Raw genomic sequence first — 17,847 nt, forward strand, 5'->3', positions numbered from 1 at the left:
ACGGCACCGTCGGTCAGGGCAGAGGCTCGAGGCCGGAAAACTCTCCCGGCCTCACCGGTGGCTCGGGCGCGATGTGGCCGGAAGGGACCTCCGTCCCGGTCGGCGGTGCCAGCCCGGACCGGGACTCCGTCCGATGGTCGAGGGGCAGCAAGACGTGGACGCGTGTACCGCCGCCCGGCGCCGGGCAGACGGTCCAGTGCCCGCCGAGCTCCTCGGCACGGTCACGCATCGACAGGAAACCGCCCCCGGGCCGGAACTCGGCAGGCAGGCCCCGGCCGTCGTCGGTGACCTCGATCGTCAGATCCCGGTCCCGCATCAGGCGCACGTGAGCGGAGGATGCCCGGCCATGGTGCGCGGCGTTGTGCAGGGCTTCCACCGCAATCCAGAAGGCGGCTACCTCCACCGCCGCGGGGAGGCTGCCCAGATCACCGGACTCGGTCACCACCACCGTCAGCCGGTCCCCGAAGCGGTTGCGCACCGCACCGGCCAGGCCCCGCTCGTCGAGGGCATAGGGCCGCTGGTCGTTCACCAACCGGTGGACGTCGTCGCTGACCTCCTCGATGTTCGCGATGAGGTTCGTCATGGTTGCGGCCGCAGCGTGCGGATCGCTGCGCATCTGCGCACGGGCCACCTCCATCTGCAGCGCGTGTGCGGCCAGCGTCGGCCCGAGGCCGTCGTGCAGGCGGTGGTGCAGCCGCCGCCGTTCCTCCTCGCGCGCAAGGACGAGCTGCTCGCGGGAGTGCTGCAACCGGGTGCCGAGCAGCGCGGCGGAGGCAGTGCTGCTGATCTGGCGCATGAGCGTGTCCAGCAACTGCTGGTCAGCCCGCCCGAACGGCTCCCGTCCCGAGGCCGCCTCCAGGACAAGCCGGCCGAGCACCTCCTGCCCGTGTGTCAACTCCCACGTCATCGGCCTGCCCAGCGGATGGCCACACGAGGCCTCGATGGTGCCGAGGCGGATCGCGGCGTGCCGGAGCCGCAGGGTCTGGGCGAGCGTCTCCACGATACGCTGCAGTACGCGTTGCGGATCGGCCGCAGCGTCGATGCGGCCCAGCCTGGCCATCACCTCGTACGGGTCGTCCCGTTCGCCGTACACCAGGCGCCCCACGTACCGCTGCAGCCACCGGCGCAAGGGCTGGGCGCTGAGCGCGACGAGCCCGCTGGCCATGAGGGCGGCCAGACCCGGCCGGGGACCGGCGAACAAGCTCAACGCCCAGGTGGTGCCCAGGAAGATCGCCAGGACACAGGCGGTGAGGCCGCCGTAGAGGAGGGACCTGCGCACGATGAGTTCGACGTCGAACCAGCGGTAGCGCAGGACGGCCGCTCCGATCGCGAGCACCCACGGCAGGAACAGCACGGGAATCAGGTTCTCCGGCGGAACCTCCAGCCCGAGCGCGTTCGGAACGGACCACAGACCGACGAAGCCGGCCACCGCGCCGTAGAAGGGGATCAGCACCCATCGCGTCCGCCGCCGGGACCCCTCGTCCCGCATCGACCGGTAGCTGAGTACCGTCATCACCACCGCGGCCATCGGGAGCACCGTGCTGGGAGACAGCGATATCTGCGCCAGGCGGCCCAGTGCTTCGGACGTGCCGTTCGCGGTGGGGAGGGCCACCGCGAGATAGGCGGCGTGGGCGGCAAGGGGTGCGGCGTACAGGCCCGCGAGGAACCACCGGCTCGGTCGCAGCCCGGACCCGGGCAGGATGACGGCGAAATGCAGCAGCGCCCCCCAGATCATCGCCAGGGCGGTCTCGCCAAGGACCTGCAGCATGGTCGGCCCCGACGTGGCGAGGGCCATGACGTCACCACCGAGCAGCCAGGCCGTGGTACCGCAGCAGGTCAACGCGGCGATGACCAGGAGAACCTGGGCCGCCCTGTCGGCGGGGCGGCTCGCGACAACGAACAGGGCGACCGCGAGCAGGCCGAGGAGGAATACGAGGGCCGCCAGGTTGCGGCCGGCGGCGGCCCGGAGCGGGAACGACCGGTAGGTGATCGCCACGTCGAGGGTCCGTCCGTTGCGTTGGACGGTGTAGCGGTGCGTGTCGTTCACGCGGACCGGGGCCGGGCCGCGCATCGAGCCGAGCGGCCGCCCGTCCACCTGCGTGACGACGTCTCGCTCGCGCAGCCCGTTGGCGTCGTCCAGCACGAACCTGATCGTCATCGAGTCGCTGTGCCACGGTTCGTTGGACAGTTGCACGACGGCACCGTCCGACGGCGTGGCCGCCCGCTCCCAGATCAGCGCACCGGTCAGCAGGGCCAGCAGTCCCACGAGGGCGGCGACGAGGCGCACGTTCATCAGTAGCCGGAGCTCTGCTCCCAGGCGCGGACATAGCCCAGCGCCGAGTCGAGCAGGGGCCTGCCTTCCTCCTCCGACAGGCCCAGCTCGAACAGGTGCGCCACGAAGTCCGGCAGCATGCCGACGTGGGCGATCCCGTCGGTGTTGAGGTCGAAGCTGCGCCGGCCCAACCGGCTGCGCCCAAGCGCCGCGCGGGTCACCGGCGCGTTGAACGGATACTCGAGAGGTCGTCCGCGGCGCAGGTCGCACGGCAGTCCGGCGAAACCGTTGAGGTCGGAGCCGAACGGAATCGCGGCCTCCGGCAGTCGCCGCAGCACCCGGCGGTACGCCGCGAGGAACGCCTCGGCGGTCCCCTTCGCATCGCTCGACACCGCGATCGACATCTGGCGGAGCAGGGGGGCGACGATCCCGCCGTGCCGGCCGATGGCGGTGAGCTCGTCGTCGGTCAGCAGGCGTTCGCTGCGTCTACCCGCCTCGGCGGCCGCCAGGACCTCGGCGTGACCAGCCACCACCGGATAGCCGGCCGCACCTGTGAGCCGCAGCGTGTCGGCCCGGGAGGCCGCAGACATGTGGTCGACGTCGATCATCATGTGGTGCTCCATGAGCAGCCGGATGAGCGTCTCGCCGAGCGGTGTGAGACCGCCTGTGTTGCAGTGCCCGGCGCGGTAGTCGTATCCGCCGGGGCGCGGCGCTGTGTTCATTCGGAAGACCGGCAGCGACAACGGCGGATTGACCTTGGAGATGGGGCCGCCGTTGCGGGACCAGTGCAGGTTGAGGGCGAACGCGGCCCGGCCGTACGCGCAGTTCTCGAGGTGGATCGGGAACACGTGCCGCACGCCCAGGTCGTGATACCGCTTGACCTGTGCGGCGAGGTCGTCGGGTGTGGAGTGCGGCCCGATGACATCGCCAAAGAGGTGGTCCACCTCGATGCCCAGGACGACGGCGGCCTTTCCGTCGTCGATGATCTGCCGTGCCTGCGCGGCGGAGTAGGCGATCCGGTACCATCCGCGGCCGGGTCCGCCGGCCTCTTTGTCGATAGTGGCCTCGAACTCCTTGGCAGCCTGGAGCTGCCGGTCGACAGCCGGCATGTCGTCGTAGTCGGCGCCCCGGGTCAGGCTGCCCAGAATCCGGCTGTTGACCGCCATCATCACGATCAGCCGCAGGCCGCCCTCGACCGCGCGTTGCAGACCGGACCGCGGTACCGCCTGATGTGTGACGTCGCTCCACCGCGGCCACGCCGGAAAGTCCGCCGCTCCGGCGGTCCGGTGTCCCAGCAGCGCCCTGGGTGACTCTGTGCCCAGCATGATCTTGCCGATGTTGCCCGCCAGGTCGAACAGCCCGTGCGGGCCGTGCACCGATCGGCAGGATCCGAGGCCGGCGTCTCCGGCCGCCGCGGACCCCCAGAGCACCCGGCCTCCGAAGCCCAGGTCGGCGAACTGATGCAGGTGCAGGTCGGCGTAGCCGGATCCGGCGCTCATCGCTGCTCCCCGGTGGTGTGCGAGGTACGGCCCAGTCCGGCCTCCCGCGCGCGGACGATGGCCTCGGCGCGGTCCGCTACGTGGAGTTTGGCGAAGATGTTGGAGATGTGGTTGCGGACGGTCTTGGGGCTCAGCATCAGGTGGCGCGCCAGATAGGCGTTGTTGCGGCCCTGCGCGATGAGGTCCAGGATTTCCCGCTCGCGGGCGGTGAGCACGGGGAATGCTTCAAGGGCGCCGCCGGTTCGGGTTGACGCCTCGAAGAAGGACGAGATCCGCTTCGCGATGGCCGGGCTCGTGATGAACTCGCCCTTGGCGACCGCCTGCACGGCACGTGCGAGCTCGGCAGACCCCGACTCCTTGAGCAGATAACCCCGCGCACCGGCGCGGATGGCGGCGAAGACGGCGTCGCTGTCCTCCACCATGGTGAAGCAGAGCACCGCGATGTGCGGGCTCTCCTGCACCACCGTACGGGTGGCCTCGACGCCGCCCAGCCCGGGCATCCGCAGGTCCATCATCACGACGTCCGGCTGGAGCTCCCGGGCCATGCGGATGGCGTCGTCGCTCGTGTCGACCTCCGCGATCACCTGGATGCCGCCGGTCATGTCCAGCAGCGTCCGCACACCCGCCCGGACGGACGGGTGGTCGTCCGCGACGAGCACACGAATCAGGTCAGCCGTCATCTCCTGCCGTCCTTTCGCGGATCGGCAGCCGCGCCTGTACCGCAGTCGCCGTAATGATCATCGTTCCGCCGAGCTCCTCCGCCCGTTCGGCCGCAGCCTGCAGTCCCGGGCCGGTCCTGAACCTGTCGTCGGCGCGGATGTCGACGAACAGATCGCCGTGCCGCTCCAGACGCGCTCGGCAGCGGGGCGCAGCACCCGCGCACTCGGTGTGCCGGGCCGCCTCGACCGTGATCCAGAACGCGGCCACCTCCACCGCCGCCGGCAACGCGCCGAGGTCGTTCGCCGCGGCGACGTCCACCACCGCTGTCGCGGCGCCGGTCTCGTCGCGGTCTCGGCCCACCCGCTCCCGGATCGCGCCGATCAGGCCGAGCTGATCCAGCGCCGGCGGCCGCATGCCTGAGACGAGCCCCCGGATGTCACCGATCACGGTCCTGGTGCTGCTGATCGCGGCGTCCAACAGGGCGATGACGCGGTCGGGATCGGTCTCGACGAAGGTGCGGGCCTCCCTGAGCTGCCGGCTGTGGGCCGCCAGTGCCGCCTCGAGCCCGTCGTGCAACGCGTGCGCAATGCGTCGGCGTTCCTCCTCGCGGGCCAGGACGAGGCGGTGCCGGGACTCGCGCAACTCGGCGTTCAGCAGCACGACGGCAGCAGCGTTGCCGATGTGCCGGGTCATGCCGTCGAGGAGCCGCCGATCGGCCGGCCCGAACGGCTCCTGCCCCGGTCCGACGTCCAAAAGCATCCGGCCGACTGTCGTCGGCCCCTGCCGCAGCGGGATGACCCACGACGGCCGGCTCGGCGCGCCGAAGGCGGCGACGACGGCCAACCGGCCGTTCGGGGTGTACAGCTCGATGCCGACGTACGCCATCCGCAGCGCACGCGCCAGGGCGGCCGCGACCTCGGTCAGCGCCTTCTGCGGCTCTACGGCGACGTCCACCCGGCTCAGCCGCGACACCAGGCCGAACGGATTGTCGCGCTCGCCGTAGATCAGTCGGGCGATGCGTGACTGCAGCCAATCCCGCAGCGGCTGGACGCTGAAGGCGACCAGGCAGGTGGCGAGGACCACGGCGAGTCCGGGTCCGGCACCCATGAGGTGGCCGAACGTCGAACCCGCGGACAGGTAGATGGTCAGCACGCAGGTGGTCAGGCCCCCGTACAGCAGGGAACGCCGGACGATGACCTCAATGTCGAACAGCCGATAGCGCAGCACCGCCGCCGCCAGGGCGACCACCGACGGCAGCAGGGCCGTGGGAAGCAGTGCGACGTCGAGCAGCGGGCGACGCCACAGCATCGGCAGGGCCCACAGCGCCAGCATGGCGATCGCCGAGAAGATGAAGGCGAACAGGACCCAGCGCAACCGTCGCCGCGCCCAGGGGTCCTCCGTGCGCCGGTAGCCGAGCACCATGAGCCCGGCCGTCACGATCGGCATGATCAGGCTCGGCGCCAGCGACACCTGTGCCGCCCGGCCGAGGGCCTCCAGCCGCCCGTCCGACGACGGCAGCGCGACCGCGAGGTACAGGCCGTGCAGCAGCAGCGGCAGGAGGTACAGCACGGCGATGCGCCGGGCCGGCACGCGAATCGTGGTCCCGGGCATCACCACGGCGAAGTGCCCGGTGGCGCCCCAAACGAGGGCCAGGGCGAGTTCGCCCAGCACGTCGATCACGCGTGGGCCGCGCGTGGCGAGCTGCAGCGCTGTCTCGCCGAGCAGCCAGCTCGTGGTCCCGAAGCCGAACAGCGACGCGACCAGCAACAGGGCGCGGGCGGCCGGGTCCCGTGGCCGGTGCGCGAAGACGAACCATCCCACGGCGAGCATGAGGATCACGGTCAGTAGGGGGCTCCACGCGGTTCCCAGCAGGGTCGTCCAGGACAGGGAGTCGAGCCGGACGACGACGTCGCGCCGCTCATCGTCGCCCAGGACGGTGTAGACGTAGCTGCCGTCCAGGTCCGGGCCGGTGATCCCGACCACGGCGTCGCCCGCGTGGAGACCTTCACACGGGCACACGACGAAGCTGATGGGGATGTGCTCCTGCTGCCAGACCGCGTTGGACAGATGCACGACGCTGCCGTCCGAGGGCGCCGACACGCGGGTCCAGCCTGCCCACCCCAGGAGCAGGATCAGGACCAGACTGGTCGTCGCGGTGAGACGGTGGGCCATGTATCCCTCGCGTGGATCGGATCGGCCTAGCCTCGACGCACTCCAGAGTGACCCGGCATCCACTGACTGTCACGCCATTTCCGCGTCATTTTCAGGTACCGGTGTCCCATCTCCAGATGAGGCCACGGTCAGGCCCCAGCCGCTGGGACATCCCGGCCCCGCCGGGACTGCGCTCACTGCCGTCCGGGTGAGCCCCCGCCGAGACTCTTGCTAGGTGCCGCGCATCGCCGGCGGGCCTACGTCGCGGGAGAGGAGTCGGTGCCATGGCACGGGCGGAGGAAGTCAGACGGTTGCGGTACTGCACGGCGCCGCCGCGAACCGTGCCGGTGTTGCCGCAGGACATGCCGGCGGCGCGGCAGCGCGCCATCATCCTGGGCCGCAGCAAGTGGGTGAACGGAACGCGCCTGCGCTACGCCTTCCTTGATCAGAATTCCGGCAGCGATGCCCAGCGAGATGTGGTCCGGCAGGCGTTCGAGGAATGGGAGGGTCTGGGCATCGGCCTCACCTTCGCCGAGGTCGGTTCGCCCGCGGAGGCGGAGGTGCGCATCGGCTTCGTGTCAGGGGACGGCTCGTGGTCGTACCTGGGCCGGGATGCCCTGCTGGTCCGCCACGACGAGCGGACGATGAACTTCGGATGGGACCTGAGCAACCCGTACGGCAGAACGACGGCCCGCCACGAGATCGGACACGCGATGGGCCTCCCGCACGAGCACCAGAATCCCCACGCGGGGATCGTCTGGGACGAGGAGGCCGTCTACCGGTACCTCGGCGGCCCGCCCAACAACTGGGACCGGGCGACCGTGTACGAGAACGTCCTGCGCAAGCTGGGGGCATCGGAGGTAGAAGGCTCCGACTGGGACCCTGAGTCCATCATGGAGTACGAGTTCCCCGGCGGCCTGGTGCTGAACCCGCGGGCCTACCGGGCCGGCATCTTCCCGCCCGGGACCATCTCGAAGCTCGATACCGAGCAGGTCCTCCGGTGGTATCCAGGGCTCGGCAACCAGGTGGTACGGCTTGAGCCGTTCCAGTCCGTGTCACTAAACCTGGATCCGGGGGAACAGTTCGACGCCGAGATCGTGCCGAGCACCAGCCGGACGTACCGGGTCGGCACCTTCGGTGCCACCGACATGGTGCTCGTACTTTTCGAGGAGGTCGACGGCGGGCTGCGCTACCTCGCCGGCGACGACGACAGCGGCGAGGAGCGCAACGCGCTCATCCGCGTCAAGCTCCTCGCCGGCCGACGGTATGTCGCCCGGGTCCGCATGTACTACGCGTGGCAATCAGGCGCCTCGGCGCTCATGTACTGGTGAAAGGAATCGACATGTCCAAGACCAACGAGACCGGCCGGAACAATCCGAACGACCGGAACGACGACCAACAGCGCCCATCGACCGGTGCGGCCGGACCGGTGGTTCCGGCGGCCAGGACCGGGGAGGCCGCCGCCGTGGCGGTCGATCAGCTGCGGGCGATCTCCCGGGCCGCCGAGGCCGCCATGGCGGTCCTCCCGGCGGCGGCCCCGTCGACCAACTTCGCATCGGAGCTCAACAACATCCCGTTCCGGGTGATGATCGGTGGACCGCTGCAGGCGGCGGTCGACGCCCAGGTCGCGTCCTCGCTCGCGACCATCGACTTCATCAACCGGGTCGGGTTCACCCAGCCTGACCAGGCGGGCAAGCGGGAACTCGTGATGGTCGACTTCACGCACACCCGCAAAGACGTCACCGCGGAGGGTACGGAGACCAGCAAGAACGTCGCCATCAGGGTGCCCCTGCTGGCGATGTTGCCGATCCCCTCGCTGCGCATCGAACACGTCAACGTCGACTTCAACGTCAAGCTGAACTCCGTCGAGACCTCGCAGGTCTCCGAGAAGCTCGGCGTGGAGGCCGAGGTCAAGGCCGGCTGGGGGCCGGTGAGCTTCCGGGTGTCCGGCTCGTACCAGCGGCAGAGCACTACCGGCGTCGAGGTGAAGAAGGAGTATGCGCTGAGCGTCAACGTCAAGGCGGTGCAAGACGAGATGCCTGCCGGACTGGAAAAGCTGCTCGGCATGCTCGCCGCCTAGTCCGGCGCTCCGATGATCTTCCAGTCCACTGCCCTGTGACCGCAAAGGAGTCTGCTGTGACCACCATCCCGCTCGGTGACTACGTCGGCTACTGCTTCACAGAGGCTGTCAGGGCCAGGGAGATCGCGGACGAGTACTCACGGCACATCGCCGAGCAGAAGAGCGTCCATCCCGTCCTGCGCGACTTCTCGACCCCACGCTTTCGGGTCGCCAAGCTGGAACTGACCATCCCGATGGTCGTGGACGACGTCAAGTTCCAGCGGGTCGCGCGGTTCGTGATGGATCGCGATGAGTTCGTCAAGATCCTCCTGGCCCGGGCCTGGCAGGCCCGGGCCATGGCGGAGCAGGAACTCAGACCGCCGCTCGAACCGTACCCGGACGACCCTCGACCCGAGCCCGTCGTCGACTCGCGGGCCGGCCACGCCGCGACCGCACTGTACGACGACCTGTCCGGCAATCCGGACCCGATGCACCCCGACGACATCGTTCGCATCGGCTGGACCGAGGTCTTCGACCTCACCTTCATGGAATCCCCGCTCCTGCGCGAGCATCGTGAGTCCGATGTGATCGCGCGTCTGCGGGCGCAGACCACACGCAGGATCGTCGACCTCGTCCGGGGGCGCACCGTCCTGGACCGGCTCGAGATCGAGCAGCTCCCCATCAACCCGCTGACCCAGGTCATACATGACGTTGGCGACACCTCCTCCCTGCTGAGCGTCAAGGCGGAGCTGGTGGAGGAAGGCTTTTACCTGCGGCAGGCGCGGGACTCCGAGACGGGGACGACGCACACCATCGTGGACTTCGAATGAACGCGCCATTCCTGCACCACCGCCTGCAGGCACTCGAGACCCTGTTGTCGTACGCCAACGCAGCGCTTCGCGCGCACGGCGCTCACGACCTCTCATCCACCGACCTGACGATCCGCTTCCTCACCGACGCCGCGACGACCTACGCGAGCCTGGGCATGGGCGTCGCCGAGAACGAGAGCCTGGCGCTGCGCGCCGAGGTCGCCGGCGCGCGGCGCGGGCCGGGCGCCAACGCGGATCCCGCCGGCCCGGGGCGACGTCGTGAGGCCGAGCGCGGGGTGGCCCGGTGGGCGCTGGCTGAGAGCGGCAAGCGGCTGCGAGCCGAATACGAGCGCAACGCCGAAATCCTCGGTAGGGCTCGGGACGAGGTCGCGGTACTGGTGCACCATGCGGTCGAGAACGCCCTCGTCGACGCCGCCAGTGAGCCGGCGAGTGACGGTGGCGCGCGGAGGATCTGGCGTGTCCTCATCTCCGAGCAGAGCACCCGGTCTGCGGCGCGCCTGCTGGCCCTGCGGGTCGCGCTCCCGGATGTGCTGTTGCTGATCGACGAGCGGTTCACGGCTCTCACGACCGCCGAGCACCTCTGATCGTCCACCGCGGCCGCGCAGGTCCCCACCGGACCCGCGCGGCCGTTGTGCTGCCGCCGCGAGCCGGCTCAGGGTTGTACTGAGCAGCTGCCGGCGGTCACCGTGACGAACGTCAGCCCGGCCTTCAGGTCGGCCTCACATACGCCGGTCGCCACGCCGGCCGCCACGCCGAGCCGCGAGCGGCCCGGGCGAAGGTCGGTGAAGCTGTACTGCAGCACGCAGCGGTCGCCGCTCGGCGAGAACTCGTAAGGCGGCTGGGTGGCGTTGACCGGCCCTCCGTCACCCGGCCCGGCAGGCACGCTGATCGGCACGGCCGACCACTGGATCGGTCCGGCGGTGCACTTCGGTGCGCCGAGCGAGGCGAACGAGGTGGTCAGGCTGACCGTGGCGGTCGTCGGTGGCGCTGGCGCGGTTGAGGCTTCCCGCCGCCGACCAGCGCACAGCCGCCGGCCGTCAAGGTCAACGCTGCGGCGGCCGTCAAGGCACCGATGCCGCGCGCCTGGATCCGGTCGATGAACATGGCGATCCTCCGAGAAGTCGGCCGCGTCGACGCGGCCGGTCCAGCCCACCGTCGACCCGGCGCCGTCCCGGCGGGAAGGGATCGCGGACCCGGTCCGGCGTACCGCGCCGGCCCGTCTCCGGGCAGGACGTCGATCCCACGCGGACGAGGGCGTCGCTCCCTTCAACCGGGAGGCCCCGGCCTGCGGGCCGTGGACCCGTCGGGCCGCCGACCAGCTCCTGGCCGCCTGACCAACCTGCACCGCGAACGGCACCCGGGCCCCGGAGGGCGCGGGCGCCGGCGCCGTCCGTGGACGGCAGGTGCGAGGCTCAGGCGGCCAGGGCGAGTGTGCCGGGCCTACGGCGTACCGTGATTTCGTCCTGCGGCGGGTTGCCGTAGGTCGCGGACACGATGCGGCGCGCCCAGCGCATGCGCCGCACTGCCCCGTCCGGGTGGTCGCCGTATTCGGCGGCGACCTGCCCGAGGCATCCGCGGATTCCGCCGTACCGGCGCACGGCGTGCCTGATCGCCGCCTCGACGTCGGCGCGTGTGGGTTGGGACCACGCTGACAGGTCACTGGCGAACAATGCCTCGGCGCGGGCATCGGTCAGGATGGTCATTCGTGTGGCCATGACGGCTCCCTGTGGGGTCTGCGGTGTGAGTGCCGACGGGTCGGTGAGGTCACCAAGAGGCCGTCGATCCAGTCGAGGATCGTGCCAAGCAGGCCGCCGTCGTCGCTGTCACCGGACTGCGGGCCCGGGTCGGCCGGGCCGGCCTGCGGGACGGCGTTCGGTGCCTCCCCGACCCGCAGCTGTTGCCGGGCGGGGCCGAGGGCATCGTGCACCTCGTTGAGCGCGGTGGATTCGTGTCCCGCGAGTCGCGGCGCCGCCCGGGCGGCGGACACTGCCTTCACCGCCACCATGGCCAGGTCGATGATGGTGGACATAGATTCCTGCTTCCGTCGGGCCTCGTCGGCCGTCCGCCGACGCTCACCGGAGTCTCGGGCGCCTGACGGCCCGATCGACAGGGAGCAGGATCCCGCCGCTGCGGAGAATGCCGGACGGGACGATGACCTGGGACCGGGCGTCGGTCACGGATGCGGTTCGAGGCCGCGGGTCGCGCAGAAGGCGTTGTCGAAGGTGGCCGGGTCGCTGTCTCCGATGATCTCGGCGAGGCACGCCCGCCACCGCTGCAGACCTGGGTACGAGGCGGCGACGGCGGCCAGGTCGGTGGTGTTGCGCTGGCCCCAGTGAATGGTGCCGCCGCGCGCCAGCGCCGCCACCTCCAGGGCGTGCAGCACCTCGGCGTTACCGTCGATGCCCTTGAGGAGCGCGACCTCGACGGCGCAGGTATGGTCCCACTGCTGCATCGCCAGCAAGGCCGATGACCGGCGGGTGAAACGCAGTGAAACGTAGCCGGCCACGGTGCGGCCCGCCCTGGCGGACCGCTCGAACGCGGGGAACAGGTCCTGCTCGAGGAAGTCCACGTGTTGTCCGGCGTCCGCGTCGAAGAAGGCCTCCATCGAGTCGGCCCGGTAGCACTCACCGCCGGACTCCGCGAGGTCCATCATCTCGTAGCCGACATCGGACGTGGTCACACTCGGCCGTGCCCGGCGGATGATCGCCTCGATGGCGCGGCGGACGAGCCAGGGCCGGCCGAGGCGATTGGCCAGGTTGCAGGCGCGGGCGACCAGGTCGCCCAGCGACATCCGCGCGAAGATCAGCAGCGCGATCAGCCCGAGCAGGACCAGCACCTCCGCGGTGACCAGTACGGCACCAACGCCGGGGACGAGCCAGGACACGCCGATGGCCAGGACGGTGGCGCCGATGAGGATCAGGACGATCGGTGTGATCGTCGAATGGCGGCACAGCAGGGTGAAGAAGCCCACGCTCTTCGGCCGCCGGTCACCGTCCCCTGCGGCTGCTGTCCAGCGTGCGGTGAGGTAGCAGGTGTGATCGCCGTTGATGCCGGCGTAGGGCAGGACGACGGTTTCGAGGAACCGGGTGGGTGTTGCCTCGTCCTGCCCGGGTCGGATGCGGGTGAAGGCGTGGAACGGTGGCCTGAGGCCGGGGGCTTCCGTGCTCCAGTGGGAGGCGGTCGTGGTCTGCTCCAGCCAGAACTGTTCGACGACGCGCAGCACGAGGGAGTAGATGATGCCCATGCGTCCGGCGGAGACGAGGACCGCGTTGAACAGTTCGGTGCTCGCGCGGTGGTTCACCCCGGGCAGGGCGGTGTGGAGTCGGTGCGGGTCCGTGATGGGGCTGTCGCGTTCGATCCACCATTGCCGGCCGTCGGGGCCGATGAGGTGGATGGCGACGACCATGTCCGCCATGGGGGGCAGGTCGTGGTCGCCACCGTGAGTGCCGGTGGAGATGGCGCCGGCGAGTGTCTGCCCCGCGGCGCCACCCATGGTCGGCAGTGCCCACCGTTTCCCGGCGCCGGGCCACTGGTCGGGGATGGCGTCGACGGGCATGGCTGCCCACCGCCGGTCGGCAGCTGGCAGTGGTTGGCGGTCGAGGCGCAGGTTAAGGTCACGGACCGTGATGCCGGCTTCAACGTGGTAGTAGCTGTAGATCTCCAGCGCGCCGTCCTGCTGTAGCAGGTGGTGGCGGGCCCTGTCGGTGAGGGCGGCCGGGATGACGTCGTAGAGGGTGGCGCGCAGGTCACGGGTTTCGATGAACCAGTCGGGACTCACGGCGATGTCGGAGAACGACCAGTGGCTGCCGCAGGCACGCAGGCGACGCGATGGCTGTTCCCTCCCGGCGTCGCGGACGATGCTGAGGAGGTCGGCCAGGCAGGCGGGGTGGTAGCGGCGCTCCGGGTGTTCGACGACCACATCGCCGGCCCAGTTGCTCCACCTCTCGCGGCTCCACCTGACCATCAGAATCACCCGCCGCCCTTCGCCTGCTGGTTGATCTCCACGATCGCCCCGGCGCGCCGCTTCCGGAAGGGACCGCAGTCCCAGGGCAGTCCCACATCTCTGGGACCCGCAAGCTCCCGCCCCTGGTTCGGGCCGCTCGACGTGTCAGTGCCGACCAGAAGTCCGGCGTCCTGCCGGGATCCGGACGGCGTTTCGCCCGGCGGCGGGACCCGACTGCACGTACGTCGTCATCGCTCTTGTGAGTGCAGACGAGCGCGCCAGCGCCAATTCCCGTTCCGTTCCTCCTCGCCCCGTCTGCGTGCCGCGTAGCCGGTCACGGCGGCCAGCGCCGCGTTGGCCAGCGGTAGCGGGTGACCCGGACGGAGAATCCGAGGAACCCGGGGCCGCCATCTGGAGCAGGGGTCTAAGGCGTGTTTCATAAGCCGGTCAGAGCCACTCGGTGATGATCGTGATGGTCAGGACGGCTTGGAAGCGGACTGCGAGTTTGTCGTAGCGGGTGGCGACGCCGCGGTGGCGTTTAAGTCGGCTGATGCCGTTCTCGACAGCGTGGCGTAGCCGGTAGAGCTGCGGGTCGAAGGCAGGTGGGCGCCCGCCCTTGGAGCCTTTGGCCTTGCGGTGGGCGTCCTGGTCGGTCTTGCTGGGGATGCAGGCCTTGATCCCGCGTGAGCGCAGATGACTGCGGTTGCCGCGACTGGTGTAGGCCTTGTCGGCCAGGACCAGGTCGGGGCTGGTCCGAGGCCGGCCCACGCCGAGACGGGTCACGCGGATGCGGCGCAGGACGGGAATGAACTGCGGGCTGTCACCACGATGCCCGGCGGTCACGATCAGGGAGAGGACCTTCTGTCCCTGCTCGCAGGCCAGATGAGTCTTGGTGGTCAGCCCGCCGCGCGAGCGGCCCAACGCATGATCGGCCGGCTCCTCGTGCACACCGCCGGGCGGTTCCTTCTGTAGATGCCCGTCGGTGCGAGCGCCGGCGGCGTGCTGGTGGGCGCGGCTGGTCATCGAGTCCACGCTCACCGTCCATCCGATCCGGCCGGTCGCGTCGCCGGCAGCCTGTAACGCGGACAGGATCTTGTCCCAGGTCCCGTCACGCTGCCAGCGGCGGAACAGGCCGTAGACGGTGGGCCAGGGCGCGTACTCGGCCGGCACGTCACGCCACGGGGCACCGATGCGGATCCGCCACCGGATCCCGTCGATGAGCTGTCGTTTCTCCCACTTCGGCGGACGACCCGTCCTCGGCGCGGCAGGCAGCAGCGGAGCCAGAACAGCCCACTGCCTGTCGGTCAGGTCATGCCGCCTCGTCACCGTTACGCTGGGCACGAGGTCTCCGGTATGAAGTTCTTGCTTGGTCGCAGAACCAGATACCGGAGACCTCTTCAGCTGTCGATCGCCGCCACGCCGTGACCTCGGCGCTGCCAGCCTGACTTACGAGACAGGCCTTAGCGGCGCCCGGCCAGCGTGGGTGGTGGCCAGCTCACAGGTCGCTCTTCGGTGCCCGATCCGTGCCCGGCAGAGCGGTACCGTTAGGCCAACATGGGGGCCGCCCCCGTGATCCCTGCCGGCCAGGTTCGTCGTACAGCGCCCCAGCCATGCTCGACGCCAAGATCCTCAGCGGAGGCCATCTGCGAGGTGTACGGTGCGCACGTGAGCAGGGGTGGCTCGGTCGAGACTGGTGAGGGTGACTCGGCCGGTTGGCGCTTCCCGGTCACGACGCTACTGTCGGAATCGATCACCGAGGTCGCGGTGACGCGGCTGCGGCATGCTGTGGCCGCGGCCGCCGGCGCGGCCGGTCTGGCTGGTAGCACGTTGGAGGACTTCGTCTTGGCGGTGCACGAGCTGGTCACCAACGTCGTTCGCCACGGTGGCGGCACCGGGCAGCTCCGCTTGTAGTGTGACGCAGTATCCCTGTCCTGCCAGGTGAGCGACGACGGTCCCGGAGCAGAGGATCTGCAGGTCGCGTTGCCGCGCCCCGGAACGCCGGGCCACCGGGGACTCTGGCTGGCCCAGCAGTTCACCGACAGCCTCGTCATTCAAAGCGGGCCTCACGGCATGACGGCGACGGTCACGACCCGCCTCCCCGGCGCACAGGCGAGCGGGTGAGGTCCGGCGTGAAGCAGACGTGGAAGTCAGAGACGACGGTGAGCGACGGGACCGCCGTGGTGACCCTGTTCGGCGAACTCGACATGGCCGGAGCCTGCGCGCTGGGGGAACTCCTGCAGGCCGCGATCGCCCGCGCGCCGCGCGTGCAGGTCGACCTGGCGCGGGTCAGCTTCATCGACTCCACTGTGCTGAGCGCATTCGTCAACGCCCACCACAGTGCCACGGACACGGGCGTCAGCCTCGTCCTGGTCAATCCCACCGGCCACGTCCGGCGTGTGCTGGCGATGACCGGGATCCTGCCAATGCTCACCACGCCCGACTCTGGCGAGTAGGCCGTCAGGCGGACTAGCTATCGGTCCGGCACGGGGTGCAGCCGGCGCTGACGATCGGGTCCACCCGGACGTAGGGGCACATGGCGCAGCCCAGCCCTAGGCCGTGTCTTCAAAGGCTCACAACCATTGCAGTAGCGCGGCGATGGTGACCGTGGCCTGGTACGAGGTTGCGGTCTTGTCGTAGCGGGTAGCGACGCTGCGGCACTGCTTGAGCCGGTTGAAGCAGCGCTCCACGACGTTGCGGCGCTTGTAGAGATGCTTGTCGAACACCGGCGGCCGGCCGCCCCGACTGCCTCGTCGGCGGCGGTTGGCATGCTGGTCAGCGCGCTCAGGAATGGTGTGCCCGATGCCTCGTCGACGCAGTTCGGACCGGATGGACTTCGAGCTGTAGCCCTTGTCGGCGATGACGTGGTCCGGGCGGACCCGAGGGCGGCCAGTTCCTACTCGCTCAACACGGATGGCAGCCATGGCGTGGGCGAAGCGGGTGCAGTCGTTGACGTTGCCACCAGAGAGCACGAAGGCGAGAGTGCGGCCGAGGCCGTCGCAGGCGAGGTGAATCTTGGTGGTCAGTCCACCTCGACTTCGACCGAGGGCGTGATCTTGTGGTTCGTCCGTTTCTCGGCGCCCCCTTTAGCGCCGGCGGAGTGCTGGTGGGCTCGCACGATGGTCGAGTCGACCGACACCAGCCAGTCGATGTCCCCGGCCGCGTCCGCGTCGGCCTGCGCACCGGCCAGCATCCGCGCGAACGTGCCATCCAGGGCCCACCTGCGGAAACGGGTGTAGATCGACTGCCAGGACCCGTACCGGGCGGGTACGTCCCGCCACGCCGCGCCCGCCCGGATCTTCCACACGATTCCGTTGAGCACCCGCCGGTCATCAGCCCGCGGACGACCACCGGTTACCGCCGACGGCAGGTACCGCGACAGCGCTTCCCACTCGACGTCAGACAGCTCGTAGCGACGACCCACGCGCTACATCATCCGACACCAAGATCCTTTGAAGACACCGCCTAGGTCACGCCTCTCTCGAAGAGCGGCCGGTCAGAGGGTGACGACGGCGTCCTCGGCGAGGGTGAACAGGCCGGCGCCGAAGGTGATCGTCTTCAGCTTCGTGCCCTTCGGCACGTCGAAGTAGACGTTCGCCTTCACCGAGTTGCCCGGGTTGATCTCGTCGAGGAAGCCCTTGGCGTCGTCGTTGCCGTAGATGGCGGCTTCCCCGTCGACGTCGTACTCCCGGCCGGAGGCGTCCTGGGCGGTGATGGTGCCGTCGGCATGGAACAGGTGGGCGCTCTTGGTGACGTTCTTGGCGGTCACGCTGACCCGGCAGAAGGTGCCCTGAGCCTTGTGGTTGAAGTAGCTGCTGCCGACCTGGGAGATCCCGCACTTTACGCTGTTGACGGTGAACTCGAAATCGCCGCCGCGCACCTTGTCGCCCAAGCCGAAGGTCTTCGGCTTGGCCGGGGCCGGGGCTGCGGTCGTCTTCGCCGGCGCGGGCGCCGGGGCCGAGGTGGTCGGCGCCGCCGCGGCCGGGGCGGAGGTGCTGGTGGTGACGGCCGGGATGTCGCTGCTGGCGGACACGTCGGTCTTCTTGCCGTTGTCGCTGGCCAGGCCGATCACCATCGACCCGCCGCAGCACAGCACGACGAACGCACCGACGCCGATGAGGGTGGGGATCAGCCAGGGCCGCTTGCGGGCAGCAGGCGCCGCCGGCGCGGCGGGCTGCTGCCATCCGCCGGGCGGCGGCGGGTACTGGCCGGGCTGCTGAGGGAACTGGCCAGGGGGCGGAGGGTACTGCCCGGCGGGCACGTGCGGGAACTGGGCGGTCGGCGGCATCGGCTGCTGGCCCGGAGCCGGCGGCTGGTTGTGGGCAGGGTCGTAGGGGGTCGTCATTGAGTGGTGGTCTCCCAGGTCTGAATTCGCGCTGCCCCGTACCGAGCGCAATGCATCCAACGTTGTCACAGTGTTTTCACAGGCGCAGTCC

The 17,847-nt window shown here is 70.0% G+C and carries 16 protein-coding genes and 1 pseudogene; 6 read left to right on the forward strand and 11 right to left on the reverse strand.

Translation table 11 applies throughout. The annotated features are described in order from the left end of the window. Nucleotides 1-13: 13 nt before the first annotated feature. The 4 genes from V6U89_RS16740 to V6U89_RS16755 all read right to left on the reverse strand — a co-directional run bounded on the left by V6U89_RS16740 (nt 14) and on the right by V6U89_RS16755 (nt 6,603). On the reverse strand, nt 14-2,293 hold the full coding sequence (locus V6U89_RS16740) for a sensor histidine kinase (protein ID WP_334572113.1): 2,280 nt from the start codon (nt 2,291-2,293) through the stop codon (nt 14-16). Further along, nucleotides 2,293-3,648, reverse strand: coding sequence for a membrane dipeptidase (locus V6U89_RS16745; RefSeq protein ID WP_334572115.1), 1,356 nt, complete (start codon nt 3,646-3,648; stop codon nt 2,293-2,295). Before V6U89_RS16745 ends, V6U89_RS16740 begins: the two co-directional genes overlap by 1 nt. A gap of 119 nt (nt 3,649-3,767) precedes the next feature. Continuing rightward, complete coding sequence (locus V6U89_RS16750; protein ID WP_334572116.1) at nt 3,768-4,451, reverse strand: response regulator transcription factor; 684 nt, start codon at nt 4,449-4,451, stop codon at nt 3,768-3,770. Then, complete coding sequence (locus V6U89_RS16755; protein WP_334572117.1) at nt 4,441-6,603, reverse strand: sensor histidine kinase; 2,163 nt, start codon at nt 6,601-6,603, stop codon at nt 4,441-4,443. The genes V6U89_RS16750 and V6U89_RS16755 overlap by 11 nt, the downstream gene beginning before the upstream one ends. Nucleotides 6,604-6,866: 263 nt before the next feature. Between V6U89_RS16755 and V6U89_RS16760 the strand changes: the two genes are divergently transcribed. Genes V6U89_RS16760 through V6U89_RS16775 form a run of 4 tightly spaced genes read left to right on the forward strand, consistent with a single transcriptional unit; the run spans nt 6,867 to nt 10,055 of the window. Continuing rightward, a complete protein-coding gene (locus V6U89_RS16760; protein ID WP_334572118.1) occupies nt 6,867-7,913 on the forward strand; it encodes a M12 family metallopeptidase in 1,047 nt (348 codons plus the stop codon). Nucleotides 7,914-7,924: 11 nt separating this feature from the next. Next, on the forward strand, nt 7,925-8,662 hold the full coding sequence (locus V6U89_RS16765; RefSeq protein ID WP_334572121.1) for a DUF2589 domain-containing protein: 738 nt from the start codon (nt 7,925-7,927) through the stop codon (nt 8,660-8,662). 56 nt (nt 8,663-8,718) lie between these two features. Then, the gene (locus V6U89_RS16770) at nt 8,719-9,471 is read left to right on the forward strand and encodes a hypothetical protein (protein ID WP_334572122.1); all 753 of its coding nucleotides are present in this window, start codon (nt 8,719-8,721) and stop codon (nt 9,469-9,471) included. After that, nucleotides 9,468-10,055 (forward strand): hypothetical protein, encoded by a 588-nt coding sequence (locus tag V6U89_RS16775; protein WP_334572123.1) that lies wholly within the window; start codon nt 9,468-9,470, stop codon nt 10,053-10,055. Before V6U89_RS16770 ends, V6U89_RS16775 begins: the two co-directional genes overlap by 4 nt. A gap of 68 nt (nt 10,056-10,123) precedes the next feature. On the opposite strand, the gene V6U89_RS16780 is transcribed toward V6U89_RS16775, so the two are convergent. From V6U89_RS16780 to V6U89_RS16800, 5 genes are all read right to left on the reverse strand, one after another. Next, nucleotides 10,124-10,624: a hypothetical protein gene (locus V6U89_RS16780; RefSeq protein ID WP_334572125.1), complete on the reverse strand. Its 501-nt coding sequence runs from the start codon at nt 10,622-10,624 to the stop codon at nt 10,124-10,126. Nucleotides 10,625-10,883: 259 nt separating this feature from the next. Continuing rightward, a complete protein-coding gene (locus tag V6U89_RS16785; protein ID WP_334572127.1) occupies nt 10,884-11,186 on the reverse strand; it encodes a hypothetical protein in 303 nt (100 codons plus the stop codon). Continuing rightward, nucleotides 11,171-11,500 carry a hypothetical protein gene (locus tag V6U89_RS16790; RefSeq protein ID WP_334572128.1) on the reverse strand — a complete coding sequence of 110 codons (330 nt, stop codon included), beginning with the start codon at nt 11,498-11,500 and terminating at the stop codon, nt 11,171-11,173. The genes V6U89_RS16785 and V6U89_RS16790 overlap by 16 nt, the downstream gene beginning before the upstream one ends. A 144-nt stretch (nt 11,501-11,644) precedes the next feature. Then, on the reverse strand, nt 11,645-13,444 hold the full coding sequence (locus tag V6U89_RS16795) for a hypothetical protein (RefSeq protein ID WP_334572130.1): 1,800 nt from the start codon (nt 13,442-13,444) through the stop codon (nt 11,645-11,647). Nucleotides 13,445-13,861: 417 nt separating this feature from the next. Further along, nucleotides 13,862-14,740, reverse strand: coding sequence for an IS5 family transposase (locus tag V6U89_RS16800; RefSeq protein WP_442933938.1), 879 nt, complete (start codon nt 14,738-14,740; stop codon nt 13,862-13,864). Between the two features lie 339 nt (nt 14,741-15,079). On the opposite strand from V6U89_RS16800, the gene V6U89_RS16805 reads away from it, so the two are divergent. Further along, nucleotides 15,080-15,325 (forward strand): ATP-binding protein, encoded by a 246-nt coding sequence (locus V6U89_RS16805; RefSeq protein ID WP_334572133.1) that lies wholly within the window; start codon nt 15,080-15,082, stop codon nt 15,323-15,325. A gap of 218 nt (nt 15,326-15,543) precedes the next feature. Then, nucleotides 15,544-15,867, forward strand: coding sequence for an STAS domain-containing protein (locus V6U89_RS16810; protein WP_334572134.1), 324 nt, complete (start codon nt 15,544-15,546; stop codon nt 15,865-15,867). A gap of 117 nt (nt 15,868-15,984) precedes the next feature. Here the strand turns inward: V6U89_RS16810 and V6U89_RS16815 are convergent. Next, nucleotides 15,985-16,835 (reverse strand): annotated as a pseudogene (locus V6U89_RS16815) (IS5 family transposase). A gap of 72 nt (nt 16,836-16,907) precedes the next feature. Next, on the reverse strand, nt 16,908-17,756 hold the full coding sequence (locus V6U89_RS16820) for a DUF4352 domain-containing protein (protein WP_334572135.1): 849 nt from the start codon (nt 17,754-17,756) through the stop codon (nt 16,908-16,910). Nucleotides 17,757-17,847 lie beyond the last annotated feature (91 nt).

Origin of the sequence: Micromonospora sp. CPCC 206171, assembly GCF_036906755.1 — a bacterium.
Lineage (GTDB): Bacteria > Actinomycetota > Actinomycetes > Mycobacteriales > Micromonosporaceae > Micromonospora > Micromonospora purpureochromogenes.